Source organism: Amycolatopsis sp. DG1A-15b (assembly GCF_030285645.1).
GTDB lineage: Bacteria > Actinomycetota > Actinomycetes > Mycobacteriales > Pseudonocardiaceae > Amycolatopsis.
This window is the reverse complement of sequence record NZ_CP127296.1, coordinates 5,194,378-5,218,805: the sequence shown is the minus strand read 5'-3', so window position 1 is coordinate 5,218,805 and position 24,428 is coordinate 5,194,378. Positions and strand designations below refer to the sequence as shown.

General features: G+C 72.2%; 28 protein-coding genes. 24 read left to right on the top strand and 4 right to left on the bottom strand.

Annotated elements, in window-relative coordinates; genetic code table 11:
- Positions 1-72 precede the first annotated feature (72 nt).
- The 8 genes from QRY02_RS23815 (at position 73) to QRY02_RS23780 (ending at position 6,431) form a co-directional block, all read left to right on the top strand.
- The gene (locus QRY02_RS23815) at positions 73-1,209 is read left to right on the top strand and encodes an RDD family protein (RefSeq protein ID WP_285985072.1); all 1,137 of its coding nucleotides are present in this window, start codon (positions 73-75) and stop codon (positions 1,207-1,209) included.
- A 71-nt stretch (positions 1,210-1,280) separates the two neighbouring features.
- Positions 1,281-1,748 (top strand): CD225/dispanin family protein, encoded by a 468-nt coding sequence (locus QRY02_RS23810; RefSeq protein WP_285985071.1) that lies wholly within the window; start codon positions 1,281-1,283, stop codon positions 1,746-1,748.
- Positions 1,749-1,809: 61 nt separating this feature from the next.
- Positions 1,810-2,634 (top strand): DNA repair protein RecO, encoded by an 825-nt coding sequence (gene recO, locus QRY02_RS23805; RefSeq protein ID WP_285985070.1) that lies wholly within the window; start codon positions 1,810-1,812, stop codon positions 2,632-2,634.
- 41 nt (positions 2,635-2,675) lie between these two features.
- A complete protein-coding gene (locus tag QRY02_RS23800) occupies positions 2,676-3,491 on the top strand; it encodes an isoprenyl transferase (protein WP_285985069.1) in 816 nt (271 codons plus the stop codon).
- On the top strand, positions 3,488-3,913 hold the full coding sequence (locus QRY02_RS23795) for a YbjN domain-containing protein (RefSeq protein WP_285985068.1): 426 nt from the start codon (positions 3,488-3,490) through the stop codon (positions 3,911-3,913). The genes QRY02_RS23800 and QRY02_RS23795 overlap by 4 nt, the downstream gene beginning before the upstream one ends.
- 126 nt (positions 3,914-4,039) lie before the next feature.
- Complete coding sequence (locus tag QRY02_RS23790; RefSeq protein ID WP_502874270.1) at positions 4,040-5,047, top strand: permease; 1,008 nt, start codon at positions 4,040-4,042, stop codon at positions 5,045-5,047.
- A complete protein-coding gene (locus tag QRY02_RS23785; RefSeq protein WP_285985066.1) occupies positions 5,044-5,772 on the top strand; it encodes a TIGR03943 family putative permease subunit in 729 nt (242 codons plus the stop codon). Before QRY02_RS23790 ends, QRY02_RS23785 begins: the two co-directional genes overlap by 4 nt.
- Before the next feature lie 44 nt (positions 5,773-5,816).
- Positions 5,817-6,431, top strand: coding sequence for a hypothetical protein (locus tag QRY02_RS23780; protein ID WP_285985065.1), 615 nt, complete (start codon positions 5,817-5,819; stop codon positions 6,429-6,431).
- Here the strand turns inward: QRY02_RS23780 and QRY02_RS23775 are convergent.
- Entirely contained in the window at positions 6,428-6,841 is a 414-nt protein-coding gene (locus QRY02_RS23775) for a Fur family transcriptional regulator (RefSeq protein ID WP_013228384.1), read from the bottom strand. The genes QRY02_RS23780 and QRY02_RS23775 overlap by 4 nt on opposite strands.
- Positions 6,841-7,215 (bottom strand): ArsR/SmtB family transcription factor, encoded by a 375-nt coding sequence (locus QRY02_RS23770; RefSeq protein WP_285985064.1) that lies wholly within the window; start codon positions 7,213-7,215, stop codon positions 6,841-6,843. Before QRY02_RS23770 ends, QRY02_RS23775 begins: the two co-directional genes overlap by 1 nt.
- A 276-nt stretch (positions 7,216-7,491) precedes the next feature.
- Here QRY02_RS23770 and QRY02_RS23765 point away from each other — a divergent pair, with 276 nt between their 5' ends.
- The 13 genes from QRY02_RS23765 (at position 7,492) to QRY02_RS23705 (ending at position 20,593) form a co-directional block, all read left to right on the top strand.
- Positions 7,492-8,580, top strand: a complete 1,089-nt coding sequence (locus QRY02_RS23765) for a hypothetical protein (RefSeq protein ID WP_285985063.1) — start codon at positions 7,492-7,494, stop codon at positions 8,578-8,580.
- A complete protein-coding gene (locus QRY02_RS23760; RefSeq protein WP_285985062.1) occupies positions 8,581-9,222 on the top strand; it encodes a class F sortase in 642 nt (213 codons plus the stop codon).
- A gap of 79 nt (positions 9,223-9,301) precedes the next feature.
- The gene (locus QRY02_RS23755; RefSeq protein ID WP_285985061.1) at positions 9,302-9,955 is read left to right on the top strand and encodes a class F sortase; all 654 of its coding nucleotides are present in this window, start codon (positions 9,302-9,304) and stop codon (positions 9,953-9,955) included.
- 90 nt (positions 9,956-10,045) lie between these two features.
- Positions 10,046-11,434, top strand: coding sequence for a glycine--tRNA ligase (locus tag QRY02_RS23750; protein WP_285985060.1), 1,389 nt, complete (start codon positions 10,046-10,048; stop codon positions 11,432-11,434).
- A 94-nt stretch (positions 11,435-11,528) separates the two neighbouring features.
- Positions 11,529-12,461 (top strand): ABC transporter ATP-binding protein, encoded by a 933-nt coding sequence (locus QRY02_RS23745; RefSeq protein WP_285985059.1) that lies wholly within the window; start codon positions 11,529-11,531, stop codon positions 12,459-12,461.
- Positions 12,458-13,198 (top strand): ABC transporter permease, encoded by a 741-nt coding sequence (locus QRY02_RS23740; protein ID WP_285985058.1) that lies wholly within the window; start codon positions 12,458-12,460, stop codon positions 13,196-13,198. Before QRY02_RS23745 ends, QRY02_RS23740 begins: the two co-directional genes overlap by 4 nt.
- A gap of 21 nt (positions 13,199-13,219) precedes the next feature.
- Positions 13,220-14,428: a sensor histidine kinase gene (locus QRY02_RS23735; protein WP_285985057.1), complete on the top strand. Its 1,209-nt coding sequence runs from the start codon at positions 13,220-13,222 to the stop codon at positions 14,426-14,428.
- Positions 14,425-15,030 carry a response regulator transcription factor gene (locus QRY02_RS23730; RefSeq protein WP_285993723.1) on the top strand — a complete coding sequence of 202 codons (606 nt, stop codon included), beginning with the start codon at positions 14,425-14,427 and terminating at the stop codon, positions 15,028-15,030. The genes QRY02_RS23735 and QRY02_RS23730 overlap by 4 nt, the downstream gene beginning before the upstream one ends.
- A gap of 24 nt (positions 15,031-15,054) precedes the next feature.
- On the top strand, positions 15,055-15,708 hold the full coding sequence (locus QRY02_RS23725) for a YdcF family protein (protein ID WP_285993722.1): 654 nt from the start codon (positions 15,055-15,057) through the stop codon (positions 15,706-15,708).
- Positions 15,709-15,742: 34 nt separating this feature from the next.
- Positions 15,743-17,017 (top strand): deoxyguanosinetriphosphate triphosphohydrolase, encoded by a 1,275-nt coding sequence (locus QRY02_RS23720; RefSeq protein WP_285993721.1) that lies wholly within the window; start codon positions 15,743-15,745, stop codon positions 17,015-17,017.
- A gap of 128 nt (positions 17,018-17,145) precedes the next feature.
- Positions 17,146-18,240 (top strand): serpin family protein, encoded by a 1,095-nt coding sequence (locus tag QRY02_RS23715; RefSeq protein ID WP_285993720.1) that lies wholly within the window; start codon positions 17,146-17,148, stop codon positions 18,238-18,240.
- The gene (locus tag QRY02_RS23710; protein WP_502874239.1) at positions 18,237-20,057 is read left to right on the top strand and encodes a glycosyl transferase; all 1,821 of its coding nucleotides are present in this window, start codon (positions 18,237-18,239) and stop codon (positions 20,055-20,057) included. The genes QRY02_RS23715 and QRY02_RS23710 overlap by 4 nt, the downstream gene beginning before the upstream one ends.
- Positions 20,054-20,593: a DinB family protein gene (locus tag QRY02_RS23705; protein WP_285993719.1), complete on the top strand. Its 540-nt coding sequence runs from the start codon at positions 20,054-20,056 to the stop codon at positions 20,591-20,593. Before QRY02_RS23710 ends, QRY02_RS23705 begins: the two co-directional genes overlap by 4 nt.
- Positions 20,594-20,600: 7 nt before the next feature.
- Here QRY02_RS23705 and QRY02_RS23700 read toward each other — a convergent pair whose 3' ends face one another.
- Positions 20,601-21,200, bottom strand: a complete 600-nt coding sequence (locus tag QRY02_RS23700) for a TetR/AcrR family transcriptional regulator (protein WP_285993718.1) — start codon at positions 21,198-21,200, stop codon at positions 20,601-20,603.
- A 96-nt stretch (positions 21,201-21,296) separates the two neighbouring features.
- Here QRY02_RS23700 and QRY02_RS23695 point away from each other — a divergent pair, with 96 nt between their 5' ends.
- On the top strand, positions 21,297-22,007 hold the full coding sequence (locus QRY02_RS23695) for a carboxymuconolactone decarboxylase family protein (protein WP_285993717.1): 711 nt from the start codon (positions 21,297-21,299) through the stop codon (positions 22,005-22,007).
- On the opposite strand, the gene QRY02_RS23690 is transcribed toward QRY02_RS23695, so the two are convergent.
- Complete coding sequence (locus QRY02_RS23690) at positions 22,004-22,453, bottom strand: MarR family winged helix-turn-helix transcriptional regulator (RefSeq protein ID WP_285993716.1); 450 nt, start codon at positions 22,451-22,453, stop codon at positions 22,004-22,006. The two genes, QRY02_RS23695 and QRY02_RS23690, sit on opposite strands and share 4 nt — an antisense overlap.
- Before the next feature lie 24 nt (positions 22,454-22,477).
- On the opposite strand from QRY02_RS23690, the gene QRY02_RS23685 reads away from it, so the two are divergent.
- On the top strand, positions 22,478-23,836 hold the full coding sequence (locus tag QRY02_RS23685) for an MFS transporter (protein WP_285993715.1): 1,359 nt from the start codon (positions 22,478-22,480) through the stop codon (positions 23,834-23,836).
- A 22-nt stretch (positions 23,837-23,858) separates the two neighbouring features.
- A complete protein-coding gene (locus tag QRY02_RS23680) occupies positions 23,859-24,425 on the top strand; it encodes a carboxymuconolactone decarboxylase family protein (protein WP_285993714.1) in 567 nt (188 codons plus the stop codon).
- Positions 24,426-24,428 lie beyond the last annotated feature (3 nt).

The window sequence follows — 24,428 nt, the reverse complement described above, 5'->3', positions numbered from 1 at the left end:
GCGGACCGCGCCGTACATCCGCGGTGGTTCGCACGGGGCGTGCGGTGGAGTGACCAGCGAGGGGAAGACCCAATGACCGATCCCTACGGGCAGCAGTCCTTCGGGCAGCAGCCCGGTGGCCAGCAGCCGTTCGGCCAGCCGCAGCCGGGGCAGCCGCCGTACGGGCAGCCCGCGCCCTACGGGCAGCAGGCGCCGTTCGGCCAGCCCGCCCCCTTCGGCCAGCAGGGCAATCCCTTCGGACCGCCGCGGAACTACGCGAGCTGGGGGCAGCGCGCCCTCGGCTGGCTCATCGACTTCAGCCCGATCTTCGTGATCTACATCATCGGCGGCCTGTTCTCGGCGATCGTCGGCGAGGCCGGCCCGATCCTGGTCATCGGCGGCCTCGGCTGGTTGGCCTGGATCGGCTGGTCCATCTACAACCGGTGGATCCAGCAGGGCAACACCGGGCAGTCGCTCGGCAAGCGGGTCGCGAAGATCAAGCTCGTCCGCGAGGACACCGGGCAGCCGATCGGCCCCGGCATGGCGTTCCTGCGCGATCTCGCCCACTTCGTCGACAACATCATCTGCTACGTCGGCTGGCTGTGGCCGCTGTGGGACGACAAGAACCAGACCCTCGCCGACAAGATCCTCGGCACCGTCGTGGTCAACGCCGATGACGCGGCCGCGCCGTTCGCCCAGCAGAGTGCGCCGGGGTTCGCCGGCGGCTTCCCGCCGCCGGGGCAGCAGCCGGGCCAGCCCGGTCAGTTCGGCCAGCCGGCCTCCGGTGGCTTCCCGCAGCAGCCCGCGTCCGGCGGCTTCCCCCAGCAGCCCGCGTCCGGTGGCTTCCCGCAGCAGCCGCAGTCCGGTGGCTTCCCCCAGCAGCCGCAGTCCGGCGGCTTCGAGCAGCAGCCCGCCCCGGGTGGTTTCGGCCAGCCGCAGCCGGGTGGGTTCGGCCAGCCGCCGTCCTCCGGCGGTTTCGCGCAACCCCCGCAGCCGGGCGGCTTCGGGCAGCAGCCGGGGCAGCAGCCACTCGCCCCGCCGCCGGGTGGGGGCGCCTTCGACGAGCAGGCGGAGCGCACGCAGATGCTGCGCCCGGGCACCGGCGGCAGCGCGTTCGACGAGCAGGCCGAGCGCACCCAGATGCTGCGCCCGGACGCCCAGGGCGAACCCGAGGCGACCCAGAAGATCCAGCCGGGCCAGTTCGGCCAGCCGCCGAACGAGCAGCGCTGACCGGTCCGGTCCGTCCGCACCACCGCCGGAGTCGCCCGGCGGAAGTTCACGAATAGTTGGGGTACAACGTCATGACCAATCCCTACGGCCAGCAGCAGCCCTACGGCCAGCAGCCGCAGCAGCCGCAGCAGCCGGGCTACGGCCCGCCGTCCGGCGGCGTGCCCGCGCCCTACGGCCAGCCGGCGCCGTACGGCCAGCCCGCGCCGTACGGCCAGCCGCCCACCGGCGGCTTCGGCGCCCCCGGTTACGGTGCCCCCGGCTACGGCATGCCCGGTGGTGGCGACATCAACCAGATCAAGGACTACAAGGGCTGGGCGATCGCCTCGCTCTTCCTCGGTGGCCTCATCCTCGGCATCTTCGCCATCATGAAGTCCAACGAGGTCGGCACGTACAAGATGCAGGGCAACTACATGATGGCGGAGCAGGCGTCGCGGACGACCAAGACGCTGTGCCTGGTCTCCTCGATCCTGGGCGGCCTCGGCTGCGTCCTGTTCCTGTTCGCGTTCCTGGTCCCGCTGATCGCGTACGGCGTCTCCTGAAACCGGCTGCTTCCGCGGGGCGCTCCGCCCCGGCATCGCCCGGAAGTGGGACGATGTCGGGGTGGTGAACCTCTACCGCGACACCGGGGTGGTGTTGCGCACGCACAAGCTGGGTGAGGCCGACCGGATCGTCACCCTGCTGACCCGGCGGCACGGCAAGGTCCGCGCCGTGGCGAAGGGCGTGCGGCGCACCTCGTCGCGCTTCGGGGCCCGGCTGGAGCCGTTCGGCCACGTCGACGTGCAGTTCTACACCGGGCGCACGCTCGACGTCATCACCCAGGTCGAGACCGTCGACGCGTTCCAGTTGCCGCTGGTCGCCGACTACCAGCGCTACACCGCGGCCAGCGCCATAGCCGAAACCGCGGACCGGCTCTCGGCCGAAGAGGGCGAGCCGGTGCTCAAGCTCTACCTCCTCGTCTGCGGCGCGCTGCGCTCGCTCGCCGCCGGCGAGCGGGACGCGTCCCTCGTGCTCGACGCGTTCTTCCTCCGCGCGATGTCCTACGCCGGCTGGGCGCCCGCGCTCACCGAATGCGCCCGCTGCGGCCTGCCCGGCCCGCACAAGGCGTTCAGCGTCGCCGCGGGCGGCTCGATGTGCCAGGACTGCCGGATCGCCGGCTGCGTGCACCCCGCCCCCGAGGTCCTGGCCCTGCTCACCGCCCTGCTGCACGGCGAATGGCCGCTGGCCGAGGCGACCCTGCCCGGCACCCGCCGCGACGCGAGCGGGCTGGTCGCGGCCCACCTGCAGTGGCACCTGGAACGGCAGCTGCGGTCTCTGCCCCTGGTCGAGCGACGCGCACGCGAGGCGGTGGTGACATCCGGGGCTTCGCCCGGTGCCGGGGGCTCCGCCACCCGAACCCCCGAAAGACAGGTGGCGCCCGGCCAGTAGGGTCGGGCCTGATCGGATTCACCCAGTCAGGGAGGCTCGCAGTGCTGCGCAGGGGACGCGAGAGCAAGGCGTCGCGATACGAGCTGCGGGCCCCGGATCCGCACCCGTCGGGCGCGAAGCCGCCGGAAATCCCGCGCGAGCTGGTGCCCAAGCACGTCGCGCTGGTCATGGACGGCAATGGCCGCTGGGCCAACCAGCGCGGCCTGCCGCGGATCGAGGGACACAAGCGCGGCGAGGCGGTGATGATCGACGTCGCCAGCGGAGCGGTCGAGCTCGGCGTCAAGTGGCTGTCGGTGTACGCGTTCTCGACCGAGAACTGGAAGCGCAGCCCCGAAGAGGTGCGGTTCCTGATGGGCTTCAACCGCGACACCATCCGCCGCCAGGTCGACTACCTCGGCTCGATCGGCGTGCGCATCCGCTGGGCGGGGCGGCGGCCGAAGCTGTGGGCGTCGGTGATCAAGGAGCTGCAGGCGGCCGAGGAGAAGACCAAGGACAACACGGCGCTGAACATGACCATGTGCGTCAACTACGGCGGCCGTGCCGAGCTGGGTGACGCCATGCAGCGGATCGCGCGCGACGTCGCCGACGGCAAGCTGAACCCCGACAAGGTCAACGAGAAGACCATCGGGAAGTACCTGTACCAGCCGGACATGCCGGACGTGGACCTGTTCCTGCGGCCTTCGGGCGAGCAGCGGACGTCGAACTTCCTGCTGTGGCAGTCGGCCTACGCCGAAATGGTCTACCAGGACACGCTGTTCCCGGACTTCGACCGGACCCACCTGTGGCGGGCCTGCCTGGAATTCGCGCAGCGGGATCGCCGCTTCGGCGGCGCCGTCGACCAGGCCGCGTCTTCGTGAGCGCCACCGAAGCGGTCGAAACCGCGGAGCTGCTGACGCGGGCGCGCGAAGCCCTGGAGCGCTACCTCGAGGTCCACGTCGACGACGACGGCGCGCTGACGTTCTCCCACGGTGGCGTCCCGTGCGTGATCCAGGCGACCCGGCTCGGCGAGGGCCTCACGGTGCTCACCCTGACCTGCGTGGTCGGCTGGGACCTGGCGGACGCGCCGGAGCTGTCGATCGCCGTCGCCGAGCGGGCCGGGCAGGGCCTGTTCGGGACACTCGGGATCGGGCATTCGGACAACGGGGTCGACGTGACGCTGCGATACGCGTTCCCGGCGGCCGGGCTGGACGCGCCGGCGCTCGGGACGTTGCTGATGCTGGTCGTGTCGACGGCTTCGCAGCTGCGGACCGATCTGCCCGGAATCGTGCCCGGCGACTGACCCGTCCGGGGTGGACTTTCCGCCGCGAACGGAGGATTCGGTACCGAAACGGACCGTGATCCTCCGTTCGCGGACCGTGCGGGTCCCGTCGTGTCGGACGGTACTGGCATCATCGCCGTCGTGAACATCGTTTCCGACACCGAGGCCGAGCCCGGCCGGCGCACGCGCCGGTTCCGGATCAGCTCGGTCGAAGTGCTGTGCGCGATCCTGCTGATCGCGATCCTCGGCCAGGGCTGGCTGCAGCAGCTGTTCGACGTGCCCGCGCTGCGGACCGGCTCGACCGTGTTCGTCGCCGTCTGCGTGCAGGCACTGCCGTTCCTCGTGCTGGGCGTGCTGATCAGCGGGGCCATCGCCGCGTTCGTGCCCGCGCGCGTGCTGGAGAAGGTGCTGCCCCGCCGGGCCGGGGCGGCCGTCGGCGTCGCCGGGCTGGCCGGGGTCGCGCTGCCGGGGTGCGAATGCGCGTCGGTGCCGGTCGCGCGGCGGCTGATGGGGCAGGGTGTGGCGCCGGCCGCGGCGCTGACTTTCCTGCTCGCCGCGCCGGCGGTGAACCCGGTGGTACTGGTGGCGACCGCGGTCGCGTTCCCCGGCAAGCCGGAGATGGTGCTGGCGCGGTTCGCCGGCTCGCTCGCCACGGCGATGGTGATGGGCTGGCTGTGGGCCCGCTGGGGCAAGCTCGAATGGATCACTTCGCGCGCGCTCCGGCGTCTGCCGGACGTGGCGGGCGGTCAGCGGTGGCGGGTGTTCGCCGAGACCGCGCGGACGGACCTGGTCGAGGCCGGCGGTTTCCTGGTGCTGGGGGCGTTGATCTCGTCGGCGTTGAACGTCTTGGTGCCGGCGAAGTGGTTCGGGGTGCTGGGCGACCAGCTCGTGCTGGGCGTGTTGGTGATGGCGGTGCTGGCGGTGGTGCTGGCGCTGTGCAGCGAGGCGGACGCGTTCGTCGCGGCGTCGCTGACGGCGTTGCCGCTGCTGCCGAAGCTGGTGTTCCTGGTCGTCGGCCCGGCGATCGACGTCAAGCTGTTCGCGTTGCAGGCGGGCACGTTCGGCCGGTCGTTCGCGGTGCGGTTCGCGCCGGTGACGTTCGTGGTGGCGGTGGCCTGCGCGCTCGGGGCCGGATTCCTGGTGGGGGTCGCGTGAAGCGGGAAACCCAGAACATCCTGCTGATCCTGCTCGGCGGGGCGCTGGTCAAGATCGCGGCCAACGGCGACTACCTGCGGTACGTGAAGCCGGCGCAGCAGCCGTGGATCATCGCGGGCGGCGCGGTGATGGTGGTGCTGGGCGCGGTGGCGATCGTCCGCGACCTGGTGGCGTCGCGGCGGACCGTCCCGGAAGAGCACGACGAGCACGACGACCACGCGCACTCGGCACGCCCGGCGTGGCTGCTGCTGGTTCCGGTGCTGGCGGTGTTCCTGGTCGCGCCACCGGCCCTGGGCGCGGACTCGGTGATCCGCACGGAGGCCCGCGCCCCGGCGAGCGCCGCGGTGGCCAATGCGGCGGCGTTCCCGCCGTTGCCGGTGGGGAACGTGGTGCCGTTGACGGTGAACGACTTCGTCAGCCGCGCGGGCTGGGACTCGGCGGGCACGTTGAACGGCCGCACGGTTTCCCTGACGGGCTTCGTCGTCCACACCGACGGCAGCACGCTGCTGGCCCGCTTGGTGATCAGCTGCTGCGCGGCGGACGCGTTCCCGGTGACGGTCCGCCTCCGCGGCGGCGAAGCGGACCACCTGGCGAGCGACGCCTGGATCCAGGTGACGGGCGAGGTGGTCCCCGGCACGGCGACGAAGGACAACAGCTACACCCCGGACTTCACCCCGGCCTCGATAACCCCGGTCCCCACCCCGAAGGATCCCTACGAATACTGACGTCCCGCCCAACCCCCGTACCTGGTCCGGTGAGGATCGCCGGTGTGGCTTGCCTTTCCGCGCTGGGTGCGGTCGTGTCGGCCGCGTGTGCGGCTGGGGACACGGAGACCGACCGGGTCGCCGAGCAGGTGGCCGCGCAGATCGACTCCCCGCCGCAGGCCTCGGCGGCCGCGTACGCGCGGAAGGCGCTCGAAACCGACCTCGGCTTCAACTTCCGCGGCTGGGTGAGCGGGCCGAGCCGGCGGGACTGCCCGGCGGGCGCGACGCCGGTGAACCCGCCGCCGATCCCGCTGTGGGAAGTGCCGGACGGCTTCGACCCGGCGCTGCAAACCGTGCTCACCGGGCTTCCCGCGGCCGTGACCGAGAACGACGTGCTCGCCGCGTTGGCCCGCTCGATGCCGACGCCGCGGTCGTTCAACCCTGACACGCAGACCGCGGACCGGGCGCCGCTGCGGGACGTCGCCCTGCGTGGGGACGACGTCGGCGTCGCTTACCGGGCGGGCGATCGGTCGACCGGCGGGATCGACTGCCTGCTGGGCTCACGGGTGAACGGCACGATGCTGGTGTGGCGTCCCTCCTGGGCGCAGGTCCAGCCCGGCGAACTCACGTGCACGGGGGAGACCGCGCTCGACCGGCAGGGAGTCACCCCGCCGCCCTAGTGCTCGGCGCAGGTGCCGGTGATCTCGACCGTGTGGGAGATCTCCGAAAAACCGTGCTCGGCCGCGATCTTCTCCGCCCAGCGCTCCACCGCCGGCCCTTCGACCTCGACCGTCCGGCCGCAGAGGCGGCACACCAGGTGATGGTGGTGGTGCGCCGAGCACCGCCGGTAGATCGCCTCGCCCGAATCGGTGCGCAGCACGTCGATCTCGCCCGCCTCCGACAGTGACTGCAGGGTGCGGTACACCGTCGTCAGGCCGATTCCGTCGCCGCGTTTGCGCAGCTCGTCGTGGAGTTCCTGGGCCGAACGGAAGTCGTCGATCGTGCTCAGCAGCTCGACGACCGCGGACCGCTGCCGGGTGGATCGGCGCCCGGGAACCGGGGCCTGGCTGCGCGACGCGGCGGTGCTCATCACTTTCCTTCCTGCACGTGGGCGACGGCGTCGACCACGATGTGCGCCAGGTGGTCGTCGGCGAGCCGGTAGACGACCTCGCGGCCGCGACGCTCGCCCTGGACCACCCCGGCCGTCTTCAGCACCCGCAGGTGCTGGCTGATCAGCGGCTGGGCGACGTCGAGGGCGTCGACCAGCTCGTGCACGCAGCGGTCGGCCGCCCGCAGCTGCAGCACGATGGCGATCCGGACCGGGGCCGCCAGCGCACGCAGCAGGTCGCCCGCGTCGGTCAGCACCGACTGCGCGGGGTGGGTGGGCGCGGACGCCGACGCCTCGGCCGCCGGGCTGCAGTCCGCGAGCCCCGGCTGGGCACCACTCCCGGTCACCGTCGCCATTCCCGCCTCCACGCTGCTCGTCACCCGCCTGCGACCATGAATTCCGTAGTCATTGCCGATAACGGCGCCGCCCATCCTAGTGTTCCCCCGTCCGGGACCCCCGTCTCGGCGTCGAGCTGCGGGGTACGGCCGGTCGTATTACCCCGTTCGGGTGAGTTCGTGGGATATTGGCCCTGCGGCTTCGCATGTCGTGGCCGACGGTGCAAGGTTGTCGCGGAGCGTTTTTCGCCGTGACCTGGACGCCGGCGACCGTCCCGAGCAGAGCAGTGGGGAGACATGACGCGTTTCGTGACGAAGGCAGCCGCACTGGCGGCCGCGGTGTTCCCGCTGGTCGGCGTGGGGGTCGCGGGGGCGCAGACCCAGGCCGTCGACGAGAAGACCGGCCCGGTCTCGTTCGCGAACATCGCCTCGGTGCGGATCGGGGACGAAGGCCAGCGCGCCGGCGCCCTGATCACCGAAACGCAACGATCCCCGCTGCTGCCCGGCCAGTCGAAGCTCGGCGCGGACCGCGTCTCGGTCCCCAAGGACGACGGCGAGCGCGCCACCTTCGGCGGGCACTACCGGATCGACCTCGGCCGCTACAGCGCGTCACAGAACCCGTACCCGCCGGGGGTCGCGAGCCGGGACCACAACGTCTTCGCCGCGTTGCAGGCGACGACCGTGCCCACCGCCGCCGCGGAGACGAACTACGCGCTGCGGGACACCTGGCAGGGCGGCGCCGAGCCGGCCGCCGACACCGTGCTCGTGCTGGAAGGCGCCAAGACGTCGGTGGACTGCACCGGCCCGGCGAAGCTCTCCGCCGGCTCGTCGGTCGCCCGGCTGTGGGTGCGCCAGGCCGGCGGCGCGCTCGGCATCGTCCCGGTGCCCGGCGGCGACGCCGGTCTGCAGCTGAAGAACCTGCGGCTCGGCCCGCCCGGCGACATCACCAACGCCGACCGGGCGACCACGGTCTCGGACCTCAAGCTCACCCGCGTCGCCGCGTTCGACCAGCTGATCCGCCAGGACGGCTGGCGCGGGGGCGACCACACCGCCGTCGCCGGCTGGCGGGTCGAGATCACCACCCACGTCAAGGACGCGCAGGGTGCCGCGCTGCAGGACGTGCGGACCAGCATCGTCCTCGGCGGGGTCAGCTGCTCGATCCCGAAGGGGTTCGTCGCGAAGGCCGGCGGCCCGGCCGGTGGCACGACCGCCACGCAGCCCGCGGTGCCGACCCAGGTCCCGGCCGGTTACCTGGGCGCGGCCGCCCCGGCCACCGACAACGACGGCTCCCGCGTGCCGCTCGGCATCGGCCTGCTCTTCGGCGGGGTCTTCTTCGCCGCGGTCGCCCTGCTGCTGGGCAGGCGGAGCAAGACCGGGTCGGGCTAGGTGCTGCGCACCGCGCTGGCCGCCGTCGCGGCGGCGCTGGCCGTGGCCGCCTTCGCGGCCGGGATCGTCGTGCTGACCTGGCTGCCGCCGACGGCCGCGCCGGTCGCGGCGGCCCCGCCACCCGGCACGCTGCCGGGCGAGGACGCGGCCCCGGCCGTGCTCCCGGCGGACAGCGAGTCCGTCGCGCAGCAGCGGCCGGGCACGGTCCGGCTGCCCGGCGGCGCCACCGCCCGCCTGGTCCGCACCGAACTCACCGGCACGGGCGTGCTGCCGATCCCGCGCGGCCTCGGCGACGCCGCCTGGTGGGGCGCCAAGCTGGGCGCGGCCCGCGGCGCGGCCCTGCTGTCCGGGCACGTGAACTGGGAGGGCCGGCGCGGGCCGTTCGACGAGCTGTGGCGGATGCGTGCCGGCGACGAGGTCAGCGTGGTCGACGCGCGCGGCGGCCGGTGGGTCTACCGCGTCCACGACGTCGTCACGCTGCCGAAGGAGACGTTGCCGTCCCAGGCCGAGCGGTGGTTCGGGCAGGACGGGCCGCACCGGCTGGTGCTGGTGACCTGCGGCGGCGACTACGTCGGCGGCACCGAAGGCTACGACGAGAACCGCCTGGTCACGGCCGAGCTGGTGACGCGCCCCACCGGCTGATCGAGTTCGCTGCAACCTCCTGCGCCCTTCGCGGCATGTCTGTCCGTGCACTGGTCACGACAGCGAAGGAGCACAACCCATGCAGGAGCGGAACCCGGCGGAGCCGAAGAAGGGCTCCGGCCGCTGGTGGATCGTCGGGGGCGCCGGGGCGTTCGTGGTCGCGGCGCTCGTCGCGACCCTGCTCGTGTTCACCGGAAAGGATGAACCCGCCGTCGCGAACGGTGCTGGTGGGCCCGTCCCGGCCGCGAACCAGCCGGCTCCGCAAGGCGCCCCGCAGGCCACCGGAAAGGCGCCCGCGCAGCTCTCCCTGCCCGGCGGCGGCACCGCGAAGCTGATCCAGGAGGACCTCGACGCCGCGGGCGCGCTGAAGATCCCGGAGGGGCTCGACGAGGCCGCCTGGTGGGGCGCGCAGCTGGGCGCCGACCACGGCGTCGCGCTGCTGTCCGGGCACGTGAACTGGAAGGGCAAGAAGGGCCCGTTCAACGAACTCTGGCAGGTCAAGCAGGGGCAGGACGTCAAGCTGACCGACGCCGCGGGCGGCGCGTGGGTCTACCGGATCGAGGCGACCGAGACCGTGCACAAGTCGGACCTCGCCGGCCGGTCGGAGCAGCTGTTCGACCCGGACGGGCCGCACAAGCTGCTGCTCGTCACCTGCGGCGGCGAGTACGTCGGTGGCAGCGAGGGGTACGAGGACAACCGCGTCGTGACGGCGTCGCTGGTGTCGCGGCCGTAGGCTCACCTGCGCGAAAAGCGGTGGGCCCCGGCGGATACCCTGGACGTTCTAGTCCGATGAACCGTCCCCGCAAGCTTTTCGGAGCGTGGAGTGCCCACGAACACCATTGAGAAGATCATCAGCCTGTGCAAACGCCGTGGTTTCGTCTTCGCCAGCGGAGAGATCTACGGCGGCACCCGCTCTGCGTGGGACTACGGGCCGCTCGGGGTCGAGCTCAAGGACAACATCAAGCGCCAGTGGTGGAAGACCGTCGTCCAGGGCCGCGACGACGTCGTCGGCCTCGACTCGTCGGTGATCCTGCCGCGTGAGGTCTGGGTCGCGTCGGGGCACGTCAACGTGTTCACCGACCCGCTGATCGAGTGCCTGTCGTGCCACAAGCGGTTCCGCGCCGACCAGCTCGCCGAGGAGTTCGCGGCGCGCACCGGCAAGGAGACCAGCGAGGACGACCTGTCCGAGGTGCCGTGCCCGAACTGCGGCACGCGCGGCAAGTACACCCCGCCGCGGGACTTCAACATGATGCTGAAGACCTACCTCGGCCCGGTGGAGTCCGAAGAGGGCCTGCACTACCTCCGCCCGGAGACCGCGCAGGGCATCTTCGTGAACTTCTCCAACGTCCAGACGACGTCGCGGAAGAAGCCGCCGTTCGGCATCGGCCAGATCGGCAAGTCCTTCCGCAACGAGATCACGCCGGGCAACTTCATCTTCCGGACGCGCGAGTTCGAGCAGATGGAGATGGAGTTCTTCGTCGAGCCGGGCGAGGACGAGCGCTGGCACCAGTACTGGATCGACCAGCGCACCGAGTGGTACACCGACCTCGGCATCAAGGCCGAGAACCTGCGCCACTACGAGCACCCGAAGGAAAAGCTCTCGCACTACGCGAAGCGCACCGTCGACATCGAGTACCGGTTCGCGTTCAACGCGGGCCAGGAGTGGGGCGAGCTCGAGGGCATCGCGAACCGCACCGACTTCGACCTGACGACGCACTCGAACCACTCGGGCCAGGACCTGTCGTTCTTCGACCAGGCCTCGGGCCAGCGGTACCGGCCGTTCGTCATCGAGCCGGCGGCGGGTGTCGGCCGCTCGATGATGGCGTTCCTGGTGGACTCCTACGTCGAGGAAGAGGTGCCGAACGCCAAGGGCGGCACCGACACCCGCGTCGTGCTGAAGCTCGACCCGCGGCTTTCGCCGTTCAAGGTCGCGGTGCTGCCGCTGTCGCGCAACGCCGACCTGACCCCGAAGGCCAAGGAAGTCGCGGCCACGCTGCGCAAGCACTGGAACGTCGACTTCGACGACGCCCAGGCGATCGGCCGCCGCTACCGCCGTCAGGACGAGATCGGCACGCCGTACTGCGTCACGGTCGACTTCGACTCGCTCGAGGACCAGGCCGTGACCGTGCGCGAGCGCGACTCGATGTCGCAGGAGCGCATCGCGATCGACCAGCTCGAGTCCTACCTGGCGGGCCGCCTCATCGGCTGCTGAACCACCCGGGGCCCGGGTACCCCTGACACCTGTCACGGCCAAGTCGTGACGCACGGTCTGGGGACCCGGGCCTTCCGGGCGGCAGCCTGGGGGCATGCGAGAAACAGACATCCAGGCGGTGGCGGCGGGGGCCGCGATCCACCTCACCGGCCTGCGGAAGCACTACGGCGAAGTCCACGCGGTCGACGGCGTCGACCTGACGATCGCCCCGGGCGAGGTGGTCGCCCTGCTCGGCCCGAACGGTGCGGGCAAGTCCACCACCGTCGACATGATCCTCGGCCTGACCAGCCCCGGCGACGGCGATGTGCGCGTGTTCGGGCGCAAGCCGATCGACGCCGTCCGCGCCGGCCTGATCGGCGCGATGCTGCAGGGCGGCGCCCTGATGGACGACCTGACGGTCGGGGAGACCGTCGGCATGGTCGCGGCGCTGCACCGCCGGCCGATGCCGGTGGCCGAGGCCCTGCGCGCCGCCGGCGTCGAGGAGCTGGCCGGCCGTCGCGCGAACAAGCTCTCCGGCGGGCAGAAGCAGCGGGTGCGCTTCGCCGTCGCCCTGGTCAGCAACCCCGACCTGCTGATCCTCGACGAGCCGACCGCGGCGATGGACGTCGGCACCCGGCGCGAGTTCTGGCGCTCGATGTACTCCTTCACCGAATCCGGGCGCACGGTCCTGTTCGCCACCCACTACCTCGAAGAGGCCGAGGAGTTCGCCGACCGCGTGGTGCTGATGCGCCGCGGCCGGATCGTCGCCGACGGTTCCGTCGCCGAGGTCCGCGCCCTGGCCGGCGGCCGCACCCTGCGCGCGGCCGTCCCGGGCGCGACCGACGCGGTGATCGCCGCGCTGCCCGGCGTCAAGGAGTTCGAGCTGCGCGGCGACCGCGTCGCGATCTCCAGCGGTGACTCCGACGCCACGCTGTGGGCGCTCAAGGCGGCCCTCCCGGCCGTGCACGACGTCGAAATCAGCGCCATCGGCCTCGAAGGCGCCTTCCTCTCCCTGACCGCCGACGAGACCGCGGAGCCCGTGCGATGAACGCCACCTACCTGTTCACCGAGATCCGCCGGAACTTCCGCGCCCCGCGGTTCCTGGTCTTCGTGATCGTGTTCCCGGTGCTGATGTTCCTGTTGCAGGCCAACGTCTTCACCAAGACGAGCGACCCGGACCACGCGAAGATCGCCGCCATCATCATGATCAACATGATGACCTTCGGCACGTTCGCCGCGGCCAACACCAGTGGCGGGCGGCTCGCCCTGGAACGAGCGCTCGGGTGGCAGCGGCAGCTGCGGCTGACCCCGTTGACCGGGTTCGGCTACCTCGGCGGCAAGGCGCTGTCCGGGATGCTCGTCGGGCTGCCCGCGCTGGTCCTGGTGCCGCTGCTGGCCGTGACCGTCGAGAGCGTGCACGTAGACGCGGCGGGCTGGGTCCGGATCTTCCTCGGCGTCTTCCTCGGCACGCTCCCGCTGGTGCTGCTCGGCCTGCTGATCGGACAGTTCGGCACCCCGGACTCGATGCAGCCGATCAGCATGATCGTCACCCTCGGCATGGGCTTCCTCGGCGGCCTGTGGATCCCGCTGGAAACGATGCCCTCGTGGATGCACGACGTCGCGCAGATCATGCCGACGTACTGGGTGCTACAGGTGGTGCGGCCCGCGGTGACCACCGACATGGTGGTTTCGCTGCCCCAGGCCGCGGGTGTGCTCGCCGCGTGGACGGTCGTGCTGGGGGCGCTGGTGATCAGGCGTTACCGTAAGGACAGCGCCCGCGTCTGAGGGCCGGAAGGACGAGGAACCATGGCGAAGGGCGAGGGCGCGGACCACCGGTTCGGCTTGCAGAACCGGGAAGCGTGGTGGGACGACCCGGTCCCCGGCCGGGGCGGCGGCGGCCCGGACAAGCTGCGGTGGCCGATCTTCTCGATCGCGTTCACGTTGCCCTACCTCATCCCGGTGACGAAGCGGCTGCTGGCGGCGGACCACGTGACACCCGGCCTGATCGGGCTGTGGGCGCTCGTCTACGGCTATGCGCTTTCGTACGCGCTCTTCCCGTTCGCGTTCGACCGCGGCCGCCGGGTCCGCTTCGGCTACGGGGTGGTGATGCTGGCCCTGGGTCTCACCCTGGTCACCGTCCTGCCCGCCAGCCCGTTCGTCCTGCTCTACGGCACCGCGGCGATGGTCTTCCTGGTGCCGCCGGCGTGGGTGGTGATCCTCGACGGCTCGGCGCTGGTGCTGGCGGCCGGGGTCCTGCTGCTGGCCGGCCGGTTCGGGAACGACTACGGCGACCTGATCACCGTCGGGTCGGTCACCCTGGCGATGTTCTTCATGTCCAGCCTCATCCGCGCGATCCGCCGGCTGGAGCTCGCCAACGAGGAGATCGCCACCCTCGCCGTCACGAACGAGCGGGAGCGCCTGGCCCGCGACCTGCACGACCTGCTCGGGCACAGCCTCACCACGATCACCGTCAAGGCGGGGCTGGCCCGGCGGGTGCTGGAGAGCGCCGGCGACATCCCGCGCGCGGTGGAGGAGATCCGAGAGGTCGAAAGCCTCACCCGCAGTGCCCTCTCCGACGTCCGCGCGACCGTGTCGGCGAACCGGGAGGTGTCGCTGTCCGCGGAGCTCGTCGGCGCCCGCGCGGCGCTGCGGGCCGCGGAGATCGACGCCGACCTGCCGCACGCCGTCGACAACGTCCGGCCGGAGTTCCAACCCACCTTCGGGTACGTGCTGCGCGAAGCCGTGACGAACGTGCTGCGGCACTCCGGGGCCGACCGGGTGCGCGTGCGGCTGGGCGGCAACTGGCTGGAGATCGAGGACGACGGCACCGCCACCGGCGTCGTCGCGGGCAACGGCCTGCGCGGGCTTTCCGAGCGGCTGGACGCGGTCGGGGGCACGCTGCGGACGTCGGCCCGGCCTGGGGGAGGATTGCTCGTGCGGGCGGAGATCCCGTTGCCCGAACCGAGCCCGGCCACCCCGGCCGTGCGTGCCGAACCCGCGGGAGGTCTCGCTTGATCCGGGTACTGCTGGCCGACGACCAGGCCATGGTCCGCGGGGCACTGGCCACCGTGCTGGGCCTCGAGAACGACATCGAAGTGGTCGGGCAGGTCGGCTCCGGCGACGAGGTGGTGGCCGCGGCGCGCGAGACCAAGCCGGACGTCGCGCTGCTGGACGTCCAGATGCCGGGCAAGGACGGCCTGGCTGCCGCGGCCGACCTGCGGGCCGCGCTCCCGTCGTGCCGGGTGATCATCTGCACGACGTTCGGCCGTCCCGGTTACCTCGCCCGGGCGATGGCGGCGGGCGCGGCCGGGTTCGTCGTCAAGGACGCTCCGCCGGAGCAGCTCGTCGAAGCCGTCCGGCGGGTCCACAGTGGACTGCGTGTGGTGGACCCGGCGCTGGCCGCGGAATCCCTCGCCACCGGGGCCAGCCCGCTCACCGGCCGGGAGCGGGACGTCCTGCGGGAGGCCAAGGACGGCAGCACGGTGGCCGACGTGGCCCGCGCCCTGCACCTTTCGGAAGGCACCGTCCGCAACCACCTGTCCGCGGCGATCGGCAAGACCGGCGCCCGGACGCGGGCCGAAGCCGTGCGCGTCGCCGAGGAGCGTGGCTGGCTCTGAGCCGCCTCTGAAAGAATGGCGCGGATGGGTACCGCTGAACGCACCGAACCGTCGCTCGCGAGCTGGGCGCGCCGGATCGCCCTCGGCACGGTCTTGCTGCTGCTGGCGCTCGTCGGCGGCACGGCGTTCCGGGTCTGGCAGGTGGCCCGCGAGAACGACCGGACCCCCGCCGACGTCATCGTTGTGCTGGGCGCGGCCCAGTACAACGGCAAGCCGTCGGACATCTACGCGGCCCGGCTGGCGAAGGCCAAACAGCTCTACGACGCCGGCGTCGCGAAGACGATCGTCACCGCGGGCGGCAAGAAGGCCGAAGACAACTTCACCGAGGCCAGGGCCGGCCAGCTCTGGCTGACCCGGCGCGGGGTGCCGGCGACGGCGACGCTCGCCGTCGGCGAAGGCAGCGACACGCTGCGGAGCCTGCGCGCGGTCGCCCAGCAGGTGGAGGCCCGCGGCTGGCGCACGGCGGTGCTGGTGAGCGACCCGTGGCACTCCTTCCGCGCCCGGACGATGGCGGGCGACCTGGGCCTGGACGCCTGGACCGCGCCGACGCACAGCGGACCGATCGTCCAGGAGCGCGTCACCCAGGTGCGGTACATCGTGCGCGAGACCGGCGCGCTGCTCTACTACCGGCTGACCAAGACCCCGGCTGACGACCTGTTCGCGACGTTCCTGGGTTAGGCGTTCTGTCGGTGGGCCCGTTTAGGCTGGTCGGGTGGACTACACCGAGCACGACACCGCCCGCCTGCTGCCGGAGCCGGCGAAGGGTGCGGCGCTGCCCGGCGCCCGGGCGGACGGGCGCAGCGCGTTCTCCCGCGACCGCGCCCGGGTGCTGCACTCCGCCGCGCTGCGGCGGCTGGCCGGCAAGACCCAGGTGGTCGGGCCGGGGGAGGGCGCCGAGGTCACCGGTGTCCCGCGCACCCGGCTGACGCACTCGCTGGAGGTCGCCCAGATCGGCCGCGGCATCGCCGACGAGCTGGGCGCCGACCCGGACCTGGTGGACACCGCGGGCCTGGCGCACGACATCGGGCACCCGCCGTTCGGGCACAACGGCGAACGCGCGCTCGACGAGGTGGCCAGCGCGTGCGGCGGGTTCGAGGGCAACGCGCAGACGTTGCGCATCCTCACCCGGCTGGAGCCGAAGCTGCTGTCCGCCGAGGGTGACCCGGTCGGGCTCAACCTCACCCGCGCGTGCCTGGACGCGACCACGAAGTACCCGTGGCCGCGCCGGCCGGGGCAGGTGAAGTACGGCGTGTACGGCGACGACGTGCCGGTGTTCGAGTGGTTCCGTTCGGGGGCGCCGGCGGAGCAGCGGTGCCTGGAGGCCCAGATCATGGACTGGGCGGACGACGTCGCGTACTCGGTGCACGACGTCGAGGACGGGGTGCTGGCCGGCCGGATCAAGCTGCGCGTGCTCGCCCACCCGGACGAACGCGCGGCCGTCGCCGAGGCCGCGGCCAAGCACTTCTCCGCGCAGTCGGTGTCCACTTTGGAGGATGCGGCGACGGAACTGCTGGCGCTGCCGGTGGTGGCGGCGCTGGCCTCGGCCGAGCCGGACGGTTCGCCGGGCGCCCAGGTCGCTTTGAAACGGCTGACGAGCGAGCTGGTCGGCCGCTTCACGACGGCGGCGGTCACCGGCACGCGCGAGAAGTTCGGCGAGGGGCCGCTGGGGCGCTACCGGGCGAACCTGTGCGTCCCGGAGCAGGTGGCGGCGGAGGTGGCGCTGCTGAAGGCGCTGGCCCTGCGGTACGTGATGAGCGACCGCCGCCGGCTGGCGATGCAGGAGGGCCAGCGCGAGCTGCTGGCCGAGCTGGTCCACGCCCTGGCGCGCCGGGCCCCGGAGTCCCTCGACCCGCTGTTCGCCCCGGCCTGGAACGCGGCCGCGGACGACGCCGCCCTGCTCCGGGTGGTGGTCGACCAGGTCGCCTCCCTCACCGACGCCCAGGCCCACGCCTGGTACTCCTGGCACGTGACCCGCCTCCACCGCTGACACCGGCCGGTCGGCGCCGTCCGGCGATCCGGCATTCGGCTCCGGGCCGCGGTCGGGGGATTTGTCATCCTCGGGTGGACTTGCGCGCAGGCGGCCGGTGGGGGTGGCGTTCCGGTAGTCTCGCCCGCATGGCCACGGACAGCCACCTCCGGTTCGCGCTCGCCGTCCACTCGGCCCTCGGTGCCGGGGGCGGGAACACCTGCTTTTCGCCGTACTCCGTGGCCAGCGCGCTGACCCTCGCCGCCCGCGCGGCCCGGGGGCAGACCCGGGACGAGCTGGTCGCCCTGCTCGGCGACCCGGGTGAGCAGACCGCCCTGCTGCGGGAGGCCACCCAGCTCGTCGAAGAGACGCACAGCAAGGAACAGCCCGAGCTGGCCGTCGCGAACACGCTGTGGGCGGACGACCGCCTTCCGCTCGAGGACTCCTTCAAGGCCGAACTCGCCGAGTGGCCCGGGGCCGCCGTTGCGAGCGCGCCCTTCGAAAAAGAGCCCGAGGCCGCTCGCGCGCTGATCAACGACGACGTCGAGCGCACCACCCGTGGGCTGATCCCGCACCTGCTGCCGCCCGGCTCGATCGACTCCGACGTCGCGGCCGTGCTGGTCAACGCGCTTTACCTGAAAGCCGCCTGGAAACTGCCGTTCCGCGAGGCCAACACCTCGGACGCGCCGTTCCACGCGCCGTCCGGCACCCGGGACGTGCCGACCATGTGGCTCAGCGAGAGTCTCGGCTACGCGCACCGCGACGGCTGGCAGGCGGTGCAGCTCGCCGCGGCCGGTGGCCTGCAGGCCGTGGTGCTGCTGCCCGACGGCGAACTCGCTGAAGCGGAACCCCGGCTCGACCAGCCGTCCCTGACGCGCCTGCTCGGCGAAATCCGCTTCAAGCGGGTGGAACTCGCGCTCCCCAAGGTTTCCCTCGACGTGTCCAGCTTGCTGGGCGGCGTGCTGCGCGGCCTGGGTGTGCGGACGATGTTCACCGACAAGGCCGACCTGAGCGGGCTCACGCCGGATCCTCGGCTGCTCGTGTCCGAGGTGGTGCACCAGGCCGTGCTGCGCGTCGACGAACAGGGCTTCGAGGGGGCCGCGGCCACCGCGCTGGTCATGCGCCTCACCTCGATGATGATCGACGACCCGGTCGCCGTCACGGTGGACCGGCCGTTCCTGCTGCTGGTCCGGCACGCCGGGACCGGGGCGCTCTACTTCGTCGCCAGGGTGGTCGAACCGTGAGCTTGAAGTCCGAAGCCGTCCCCGAGCTGGTGCCACCCGCTCCCGAACTCCCCGAAGGCCCGAAGAGCTGGGCGTGGCAGGACTCCGCGATCACCGGCGGGTTCCTGCTGTTCACGATCCTGCTCTACAACGGGCTGTGGTTCGACCTCAAGCGCGGCTACCTCTGGAACGGCGGGGCCGACCAGAGCCAGTGGGAGTGGTACTCGACGGTCGTCGCGAAGGCCGTCCTCCACTTCCAGAACCCGTTCACCACGGACCTGCAGAACTACCCGCTCGGCGTCAACATGGCGGCGAACGCGGCGATGTTCGGCCTGAACATCCCGCTGGCGCCGATCACGCTGACCTTCGGCGCGACGCTGACCTGGGCGATCGTGCTCACCGCCGGCCTCGCCGGCACCGCGACCGGCTGGTACTGGGTGTTCTCCCGGCACCTGGTGCCGAACCGGACGGCGGCCGCGATCGGCGGCGCGTTCTGCGGCTTCGCGCCGCCGATGATCTCGCACGGCAACGCGCACCCGAACTTCGTCGTGCTGTTCGTGCTGCCGTTCATCGCGCTCAAGACGATCCAGATCGCGCGCAACGAGCGCCCGGTGCGCAACGGCATCGTGCTCGGGCTGCTCGTCGCGTGGCAGATCCTGCTGGGCGAAGAGCCCCTGGCCATCTTCGCGCTCACCTTCCTCGTCTTCGTGGTGGCGTACCTGATCCCGCGCCGCGCGGAGATCCGCGGCATGCTGGCGCCGCTGGGCAAGGGCATCGGGATCGGCGCGGTCGTCGCCCTGCTGATCGCCGGATTCCCGCTGTACTGGCAGTTCTTCGGCCCGCAGAGCTTCCACTCGCTGCTGCACGGTTCGGCGGGCAACGACACCGCGGCGTTCACCCGCTTCGCGACGCAGTCGGTCGCCGGCGCGCCCGAGGCGGCCGCGGACGTCTCGATGAACCGCACCGAGGAGAACGCCTTCTTCGGCTGGCCGCTGATCGCGCTCATGGTGATGCTGACGATCTGGCTGTGGCGTGACGTCGTTTCGCGGGCGCTCGCGATCACGATGTACGTGATGGCCGTGCTGTCGCTGGGCGTCGAGATCACGGTGGCGCACGAGGACACCGGCTTCGCCGGCCCGTGGAAGTGGCTGGGCCAGCTGCCGCTGCTCGACTCGCTGCTCGAGTCCCGGCTCGCGATGGGTTGCATCCCGGTGGCAGGCGCGCTCCTGGCGATCGCGACGCACCGGGTCTGGACGGCGGCGGCCGAGCAGCCGGCGCCGTCCGACGGCAAACCCGCGTTCCCGCTGCGGATGATCTGGATCGGCGCGGTGGTGGCGGTGCTGCTGCCGATCGCGCCGACGGAGCTGGTGACGCACCAGCGTCCCCTCTCGCCGCCGTTCTTCGCCGACGGGATCTGGCGCCAGTACGTCGCCCCGGGCGGTTCGCTGGTGCCGGTGCCGCTGCCGAGCACCGGGGAGGCCGAGCCGCTGCACTGGCAGGTCGACGCGGGCCTCGGCTACCCGATGCCGGAGGGCTACTTCGTCGGCCCGACGTCCCCGGACGACCGCCGCGGCCGCTACGGCGCCGTCCCGCTGCCGACGTCGGACCTGTTCGCCCAGGTCGAGCGCACCGGCCAGGCGGCGGAGGTCACCGAGGCCGACCGCACCCAGGCGCTCGCGGACCTGCGGGCCTGGAAGGCGAACGTGCTCGTGGTGGGGCCGCGGCAGAACCAGGAAGCGCTGAAGTCCACTGTGGAGCTGTTGCTGCGCAAGCCCGCGGAGTTCGTCGGCGGGGTGTGGATCTGGGACGTCCGCCCGCTGACGGCGTCGGCGTCGTGACCACTGTGGACGAACAGGGCCGGCCCGAACCGCCCCTCGACGGTGACGAAGCGACCACGCTCCTCGGCTTCCTGGACTTCCACCGCGCGACGCTGGCCTGGAAGTGCGCCGGACTGGACGCGGCGGCCCTGCGCGCGACGCACCCGCCGTCCAGGATGACGCTCGGCGGGCTGCTCAAGCACCTGGCCTACGTGGAGGACCACTGGTTCGGCCACGTGCTGCAGGGCCGTGACCGGATGGCTCCGTTCGACGCGATCGACTGGACGGCGACGCCGGACTGGGACTGGGATTCGGCCGCGGACGACACCCCGGACCAGCTGCGCGAACTCTGGGCGAACGCGGTCGAGCGCTCACGGGCGGCGGTGACGGAAGCACTGGCGAACGGCGACCTGGCGCAGCGGGCCCGGCGTCCCCGGCGGGACGGCAGCGCACCGACCCTGCGCTGGACCCTGGTCCACATGGTCGAGGAGTACAGCCGCCACAACGGCCACGCCGACCTGCTCCGCGAGTCGATCGACGGCAGCGCGGGGGAGTAGCCGGACCCTAGAGCCGCAGGCCCACCAGCTTGACCAGGAACCGGTCCAGCTGCTCGTCCGCGGGCGGCCAGGGCAGGTCGGGCTCGTTGATCCGCTGGGCCAGCATGCCGTTGACGGCGGTCCGCAGGTCGATCGCGACCGTGGCCGGGTCGTCGGCCGGGGCCACGCCGGCGTCCATGCACGCCTGGACCGCCTCGACCGTGCGGGCGACCATGACCTCCTTGAACGGCATTCCGAGCCGCCGGTGGACCTTGCTCTCGTGGAGCACCTTGTAGAGCCCGGAATGTTCCTGCGCCCACGCCGCCTGCGCCAGGATCCGGGCGCGGAGCGCGGCCGCCGGGCCGGAGGCCGCCGCGGCGGCCTCGTCGCCGACGCCGACCAGCTCCTCGTGGCAGCGCTGCATGGCGGCCAGCACGAGGGCGTCGCGGTCCGGGAAGTGCAGGTAGACCGACGTCGCCGCGATCGACACCTCGCGGGCGACCGCCCGCAGGGACAGTGCCTCGTCGTCGGCGAGCTCGTCGAGCATCCGGACGGCGGCCGTGACGATCTCGTTGCGCAGCAGTTCGCCTTGGCCGCGGGCGTTCGGGCGGCGTCTGGTCTCTTCCATCGGCACCCAGTGTAGCTGGACACCCATTGCGCTACAGGTGTAGCGTAATTCGCACTACAGCTGTAGCGCTACGAACGTTCATCCATCTGAGGGAGCATGAGCTTGACCACCACCGAAACGCCGTCGAACCTCGACCGGCTGGCCGCGCTCGACCCGGTCTTCGCCCAGATGGTCGGGGCCACCGCGAAGTACGTCCGGTCGATTCCCGAGCTGACCGACCGGGAGAAGACGTTCCTGTGCGTCACGGCCGACGTCTGCCAGGCGAGCCTCGGCCTCGCGTTCACAGCCCACGTGCAGACCGGGCTTGCGGCCGGGGTGTCCACAGCGGACATCCGCGAACTGCTGCGGTTCGTCTCGTACGACTGCGGTTACCACGCTGCCGCCGCCGGGATCGAACGGATCACCGAACTCGAGACGGAGCTCGGCCTGGCGCGTCCGGATGCCGAACCCCTGGCCGCAGAGCTGGTGTCGACCGGCCCGGACGCGGCACCCAGCCCGCTGCCGGAGGCGGTGCGGGCCCGGTTGACCGAGCTGGACCCGCACTTCACCGGCTACTTCGACCTGCAGTCGCGGATGCGCACCGGACACGGGCCGGGCACGCTCAGCGAACGTGAGCGCGGCCTGGTCAGCCTCAGTGTCGACGTCCACTACCAGACCCTGGCCGACACCTTCCGCACGCACGTCGGGCGCGCGCTGCGGGGTGGGGCGTCGCCGGAGGACGTCCGGGCGGCCCTGCGGTTCAACGCCCAGTTCGGCGTCACCCGGGCCTGGCACGGCTGGGAAGCGCTGAACGCGATCCTGGCTTAACCGAGGACCTCGTCCGCGAGCCGGCTCAGGTAGCCGGCGAACCGCTCGCGGTCCTCCTGGGGCCAGTGGCCCACCAGTGCTTCGAACGCCTGACGCTGGTGGGCCCGCGAAGCGTCGAGGAACTCCTTCGCCGCGTCCGTGAGAGTCAAGACCGCGCGGCGCGCGTCGCGAGTCGACGTCGAACGTTCGACGAAACCTTCTCGCGCCGCTTCGCTCACCATCCGGCTCGCGACCGAGCGGTCGATGCCCAGCTGGTGCGCCACGTCCGCGACGGTCACCTCCTCGCCGGCCGCACCGTCGATCGCCTGGATGACGAACAGGTTCGGCACCGTCCACGACGGCGGCGCGCCGGCGGCGAAGCGCTCGACGACGTCCGGGGCCCACTGGCGCGCCCAGTGTCGGACCAGGCGGAACAGGGCCGGGCCGCCCTCGCTTGATGTGTGCATAAGACACGTTATAACGTGTGCTTTATGCACGCATCTCGGAATCTCGCCTACGCCGGCCTCCTGCTCGGCATGGCCATGGCCCAGCTGGACGGCCTGGTCCTCACCGCGGCCCTGCCGTCGATCGGCGCCGACCTGCACGCCCGGACCGGCCTCGTCGCGGTCACCGCCGCCGGCCTGCTGACCCTGACCGTCGCGACGCCGCTGCACGGCAGGCTCGGTGACCTGTACGGCCGCCGGATCTCCTTCGCGCTGTCGGTCCTCCTCTTCGCCGCAGCCTCCGCGTGGTGCGCCGCCGCGCCCGATCTCGGCTCGCTGATCGCCGCCCGCGCGCTGCAGGGCCTGGGCGGGAGCGGGCTGATCGTCACGGCGATGAGCGCGCTCGGCGAGCTGTTCGACCGCGACGAGCTGCTGCGCCGCCAGGGCTGGCAGGCGGCCGTCTTCGCGGCCGCCACCCTGGGCGGGCCGCCACTGGGCGGACTGCTCGCGGCCGGACCCGGCTGGCGGTGGATCTTCCTGGTCAACCTGCCCTTGAGCGTGCCCGCCCTCGTCCTGGGGTGGCGCGGGCTCCCCGCGAAATCACGCCGGGGCGAGGAAAGGTTCGACGTCCTGGGCAGCGTGCTGCTGACCGTCGCGGGCGCCGCCGTCGTCGCGCTCGGCACCTTCGACGCGCTGGCAAGGAGTCCACTGTGGACGCCGGTGCTGCTCGGGACGACCGTGGTGGCGGGCTTCCTGTTCGTCCGGCGGCAGCGCCGCACGCCGAGCCCGCTGATCTCGCCGAAGGTGTTCGCCGACGCCGTCCTCAAGCGCGCGGTGGTGGTCAACGGCCTGGCGGGTGCCGCGCTCTACGGCACCTTCACCTACGTCGCCCTGGTCGCCGCTTCGGGTGCGGGCGCGGCGGGCACCGGGCTGCTGCTCGTCGCCATGACCGCGGGACAGCTCGTCCTGTCGGCGTCCTTCGCCGCACTGGCCCGGCGGCACCCGGAGATGACGGCGTGGGGCCGGTCCGGCTGCCTGCTCGGCACGGCCGGGCTCGCCGCGATCGCCGTGGCGGCCGCCCTCGACGGCGAACCCTGGCTCCTCGCCCCGGGCCTGTTCGCGATCGGCGCGGCCTTCGCCGTCTGCACCTCCGCCTACACCGTCCTCGGCCAGACGCGGGCCGACCGGGCGCTGCTCGGCGTCACGCTGGGGTCGCTGACCTTCGCCCGGCAGGCCGGCGGCCTGGCCGGGGCCGCGGTGTTCGGCTGGCTCGCGCTGGCCACGACCGGCGGGCTGGCCACGCCGGGCCTCACCGTCGTGTTCGCCGCGGCGGCCGTGACGATGCTGGTGGCGTGGCTCACGTCGCCGGTCGTCACGTCTCCGGAAGCCGTCTCGTCCAGTTCGTAGCACCGAGACGAAGGAGACCGAAATGCCGCGCATCCCCGCCAAGAAGACGTCCGAAGCCGGGCTCTTCCTCAAGCTCGTCTACCGGATCGCCGGCCGCCGCTTCGGCGCGGTGCCCGAGCCGATGGCCGTCGTCGCGCACCACCCCGCCCTGCTGCGGACGTCCGTGGTGCACGAGCTGCTGGCCGAGCGGGCGGCGAAGAAGATCCCGGCGAACGTGCGGGAGCTCGCCGTCTACCGGGTCGCGACGCGGATCGGCTGCTCCTGGTGCGTCGACTTCGGCACCATGCTGCAGAAGCACGACGGCCTCGACATCGAGCGGCTCACGAAGATCGACGACTACGCGACCTCGCCCGCCTTCAGCCACCAGGAGCGGCTGGCGCTCGCCTACGCCGACGCGATGTCGTCGGACCGGGTGACGGTGACCGACGACCAGGTCGCCGAGCTGGAGCGCGAGTTCGGCCGCGACGGCGTCCTCGAGCTGACGTACCAGATCGCGCTGGAGAACTCCCGGGCCCGGATGAACAGCGCGCTCGGCATCGTCGACCAGGGCTTCACCTCCGGCGACGCGTGCCGGGTCCCGCTCCCGTAGGAG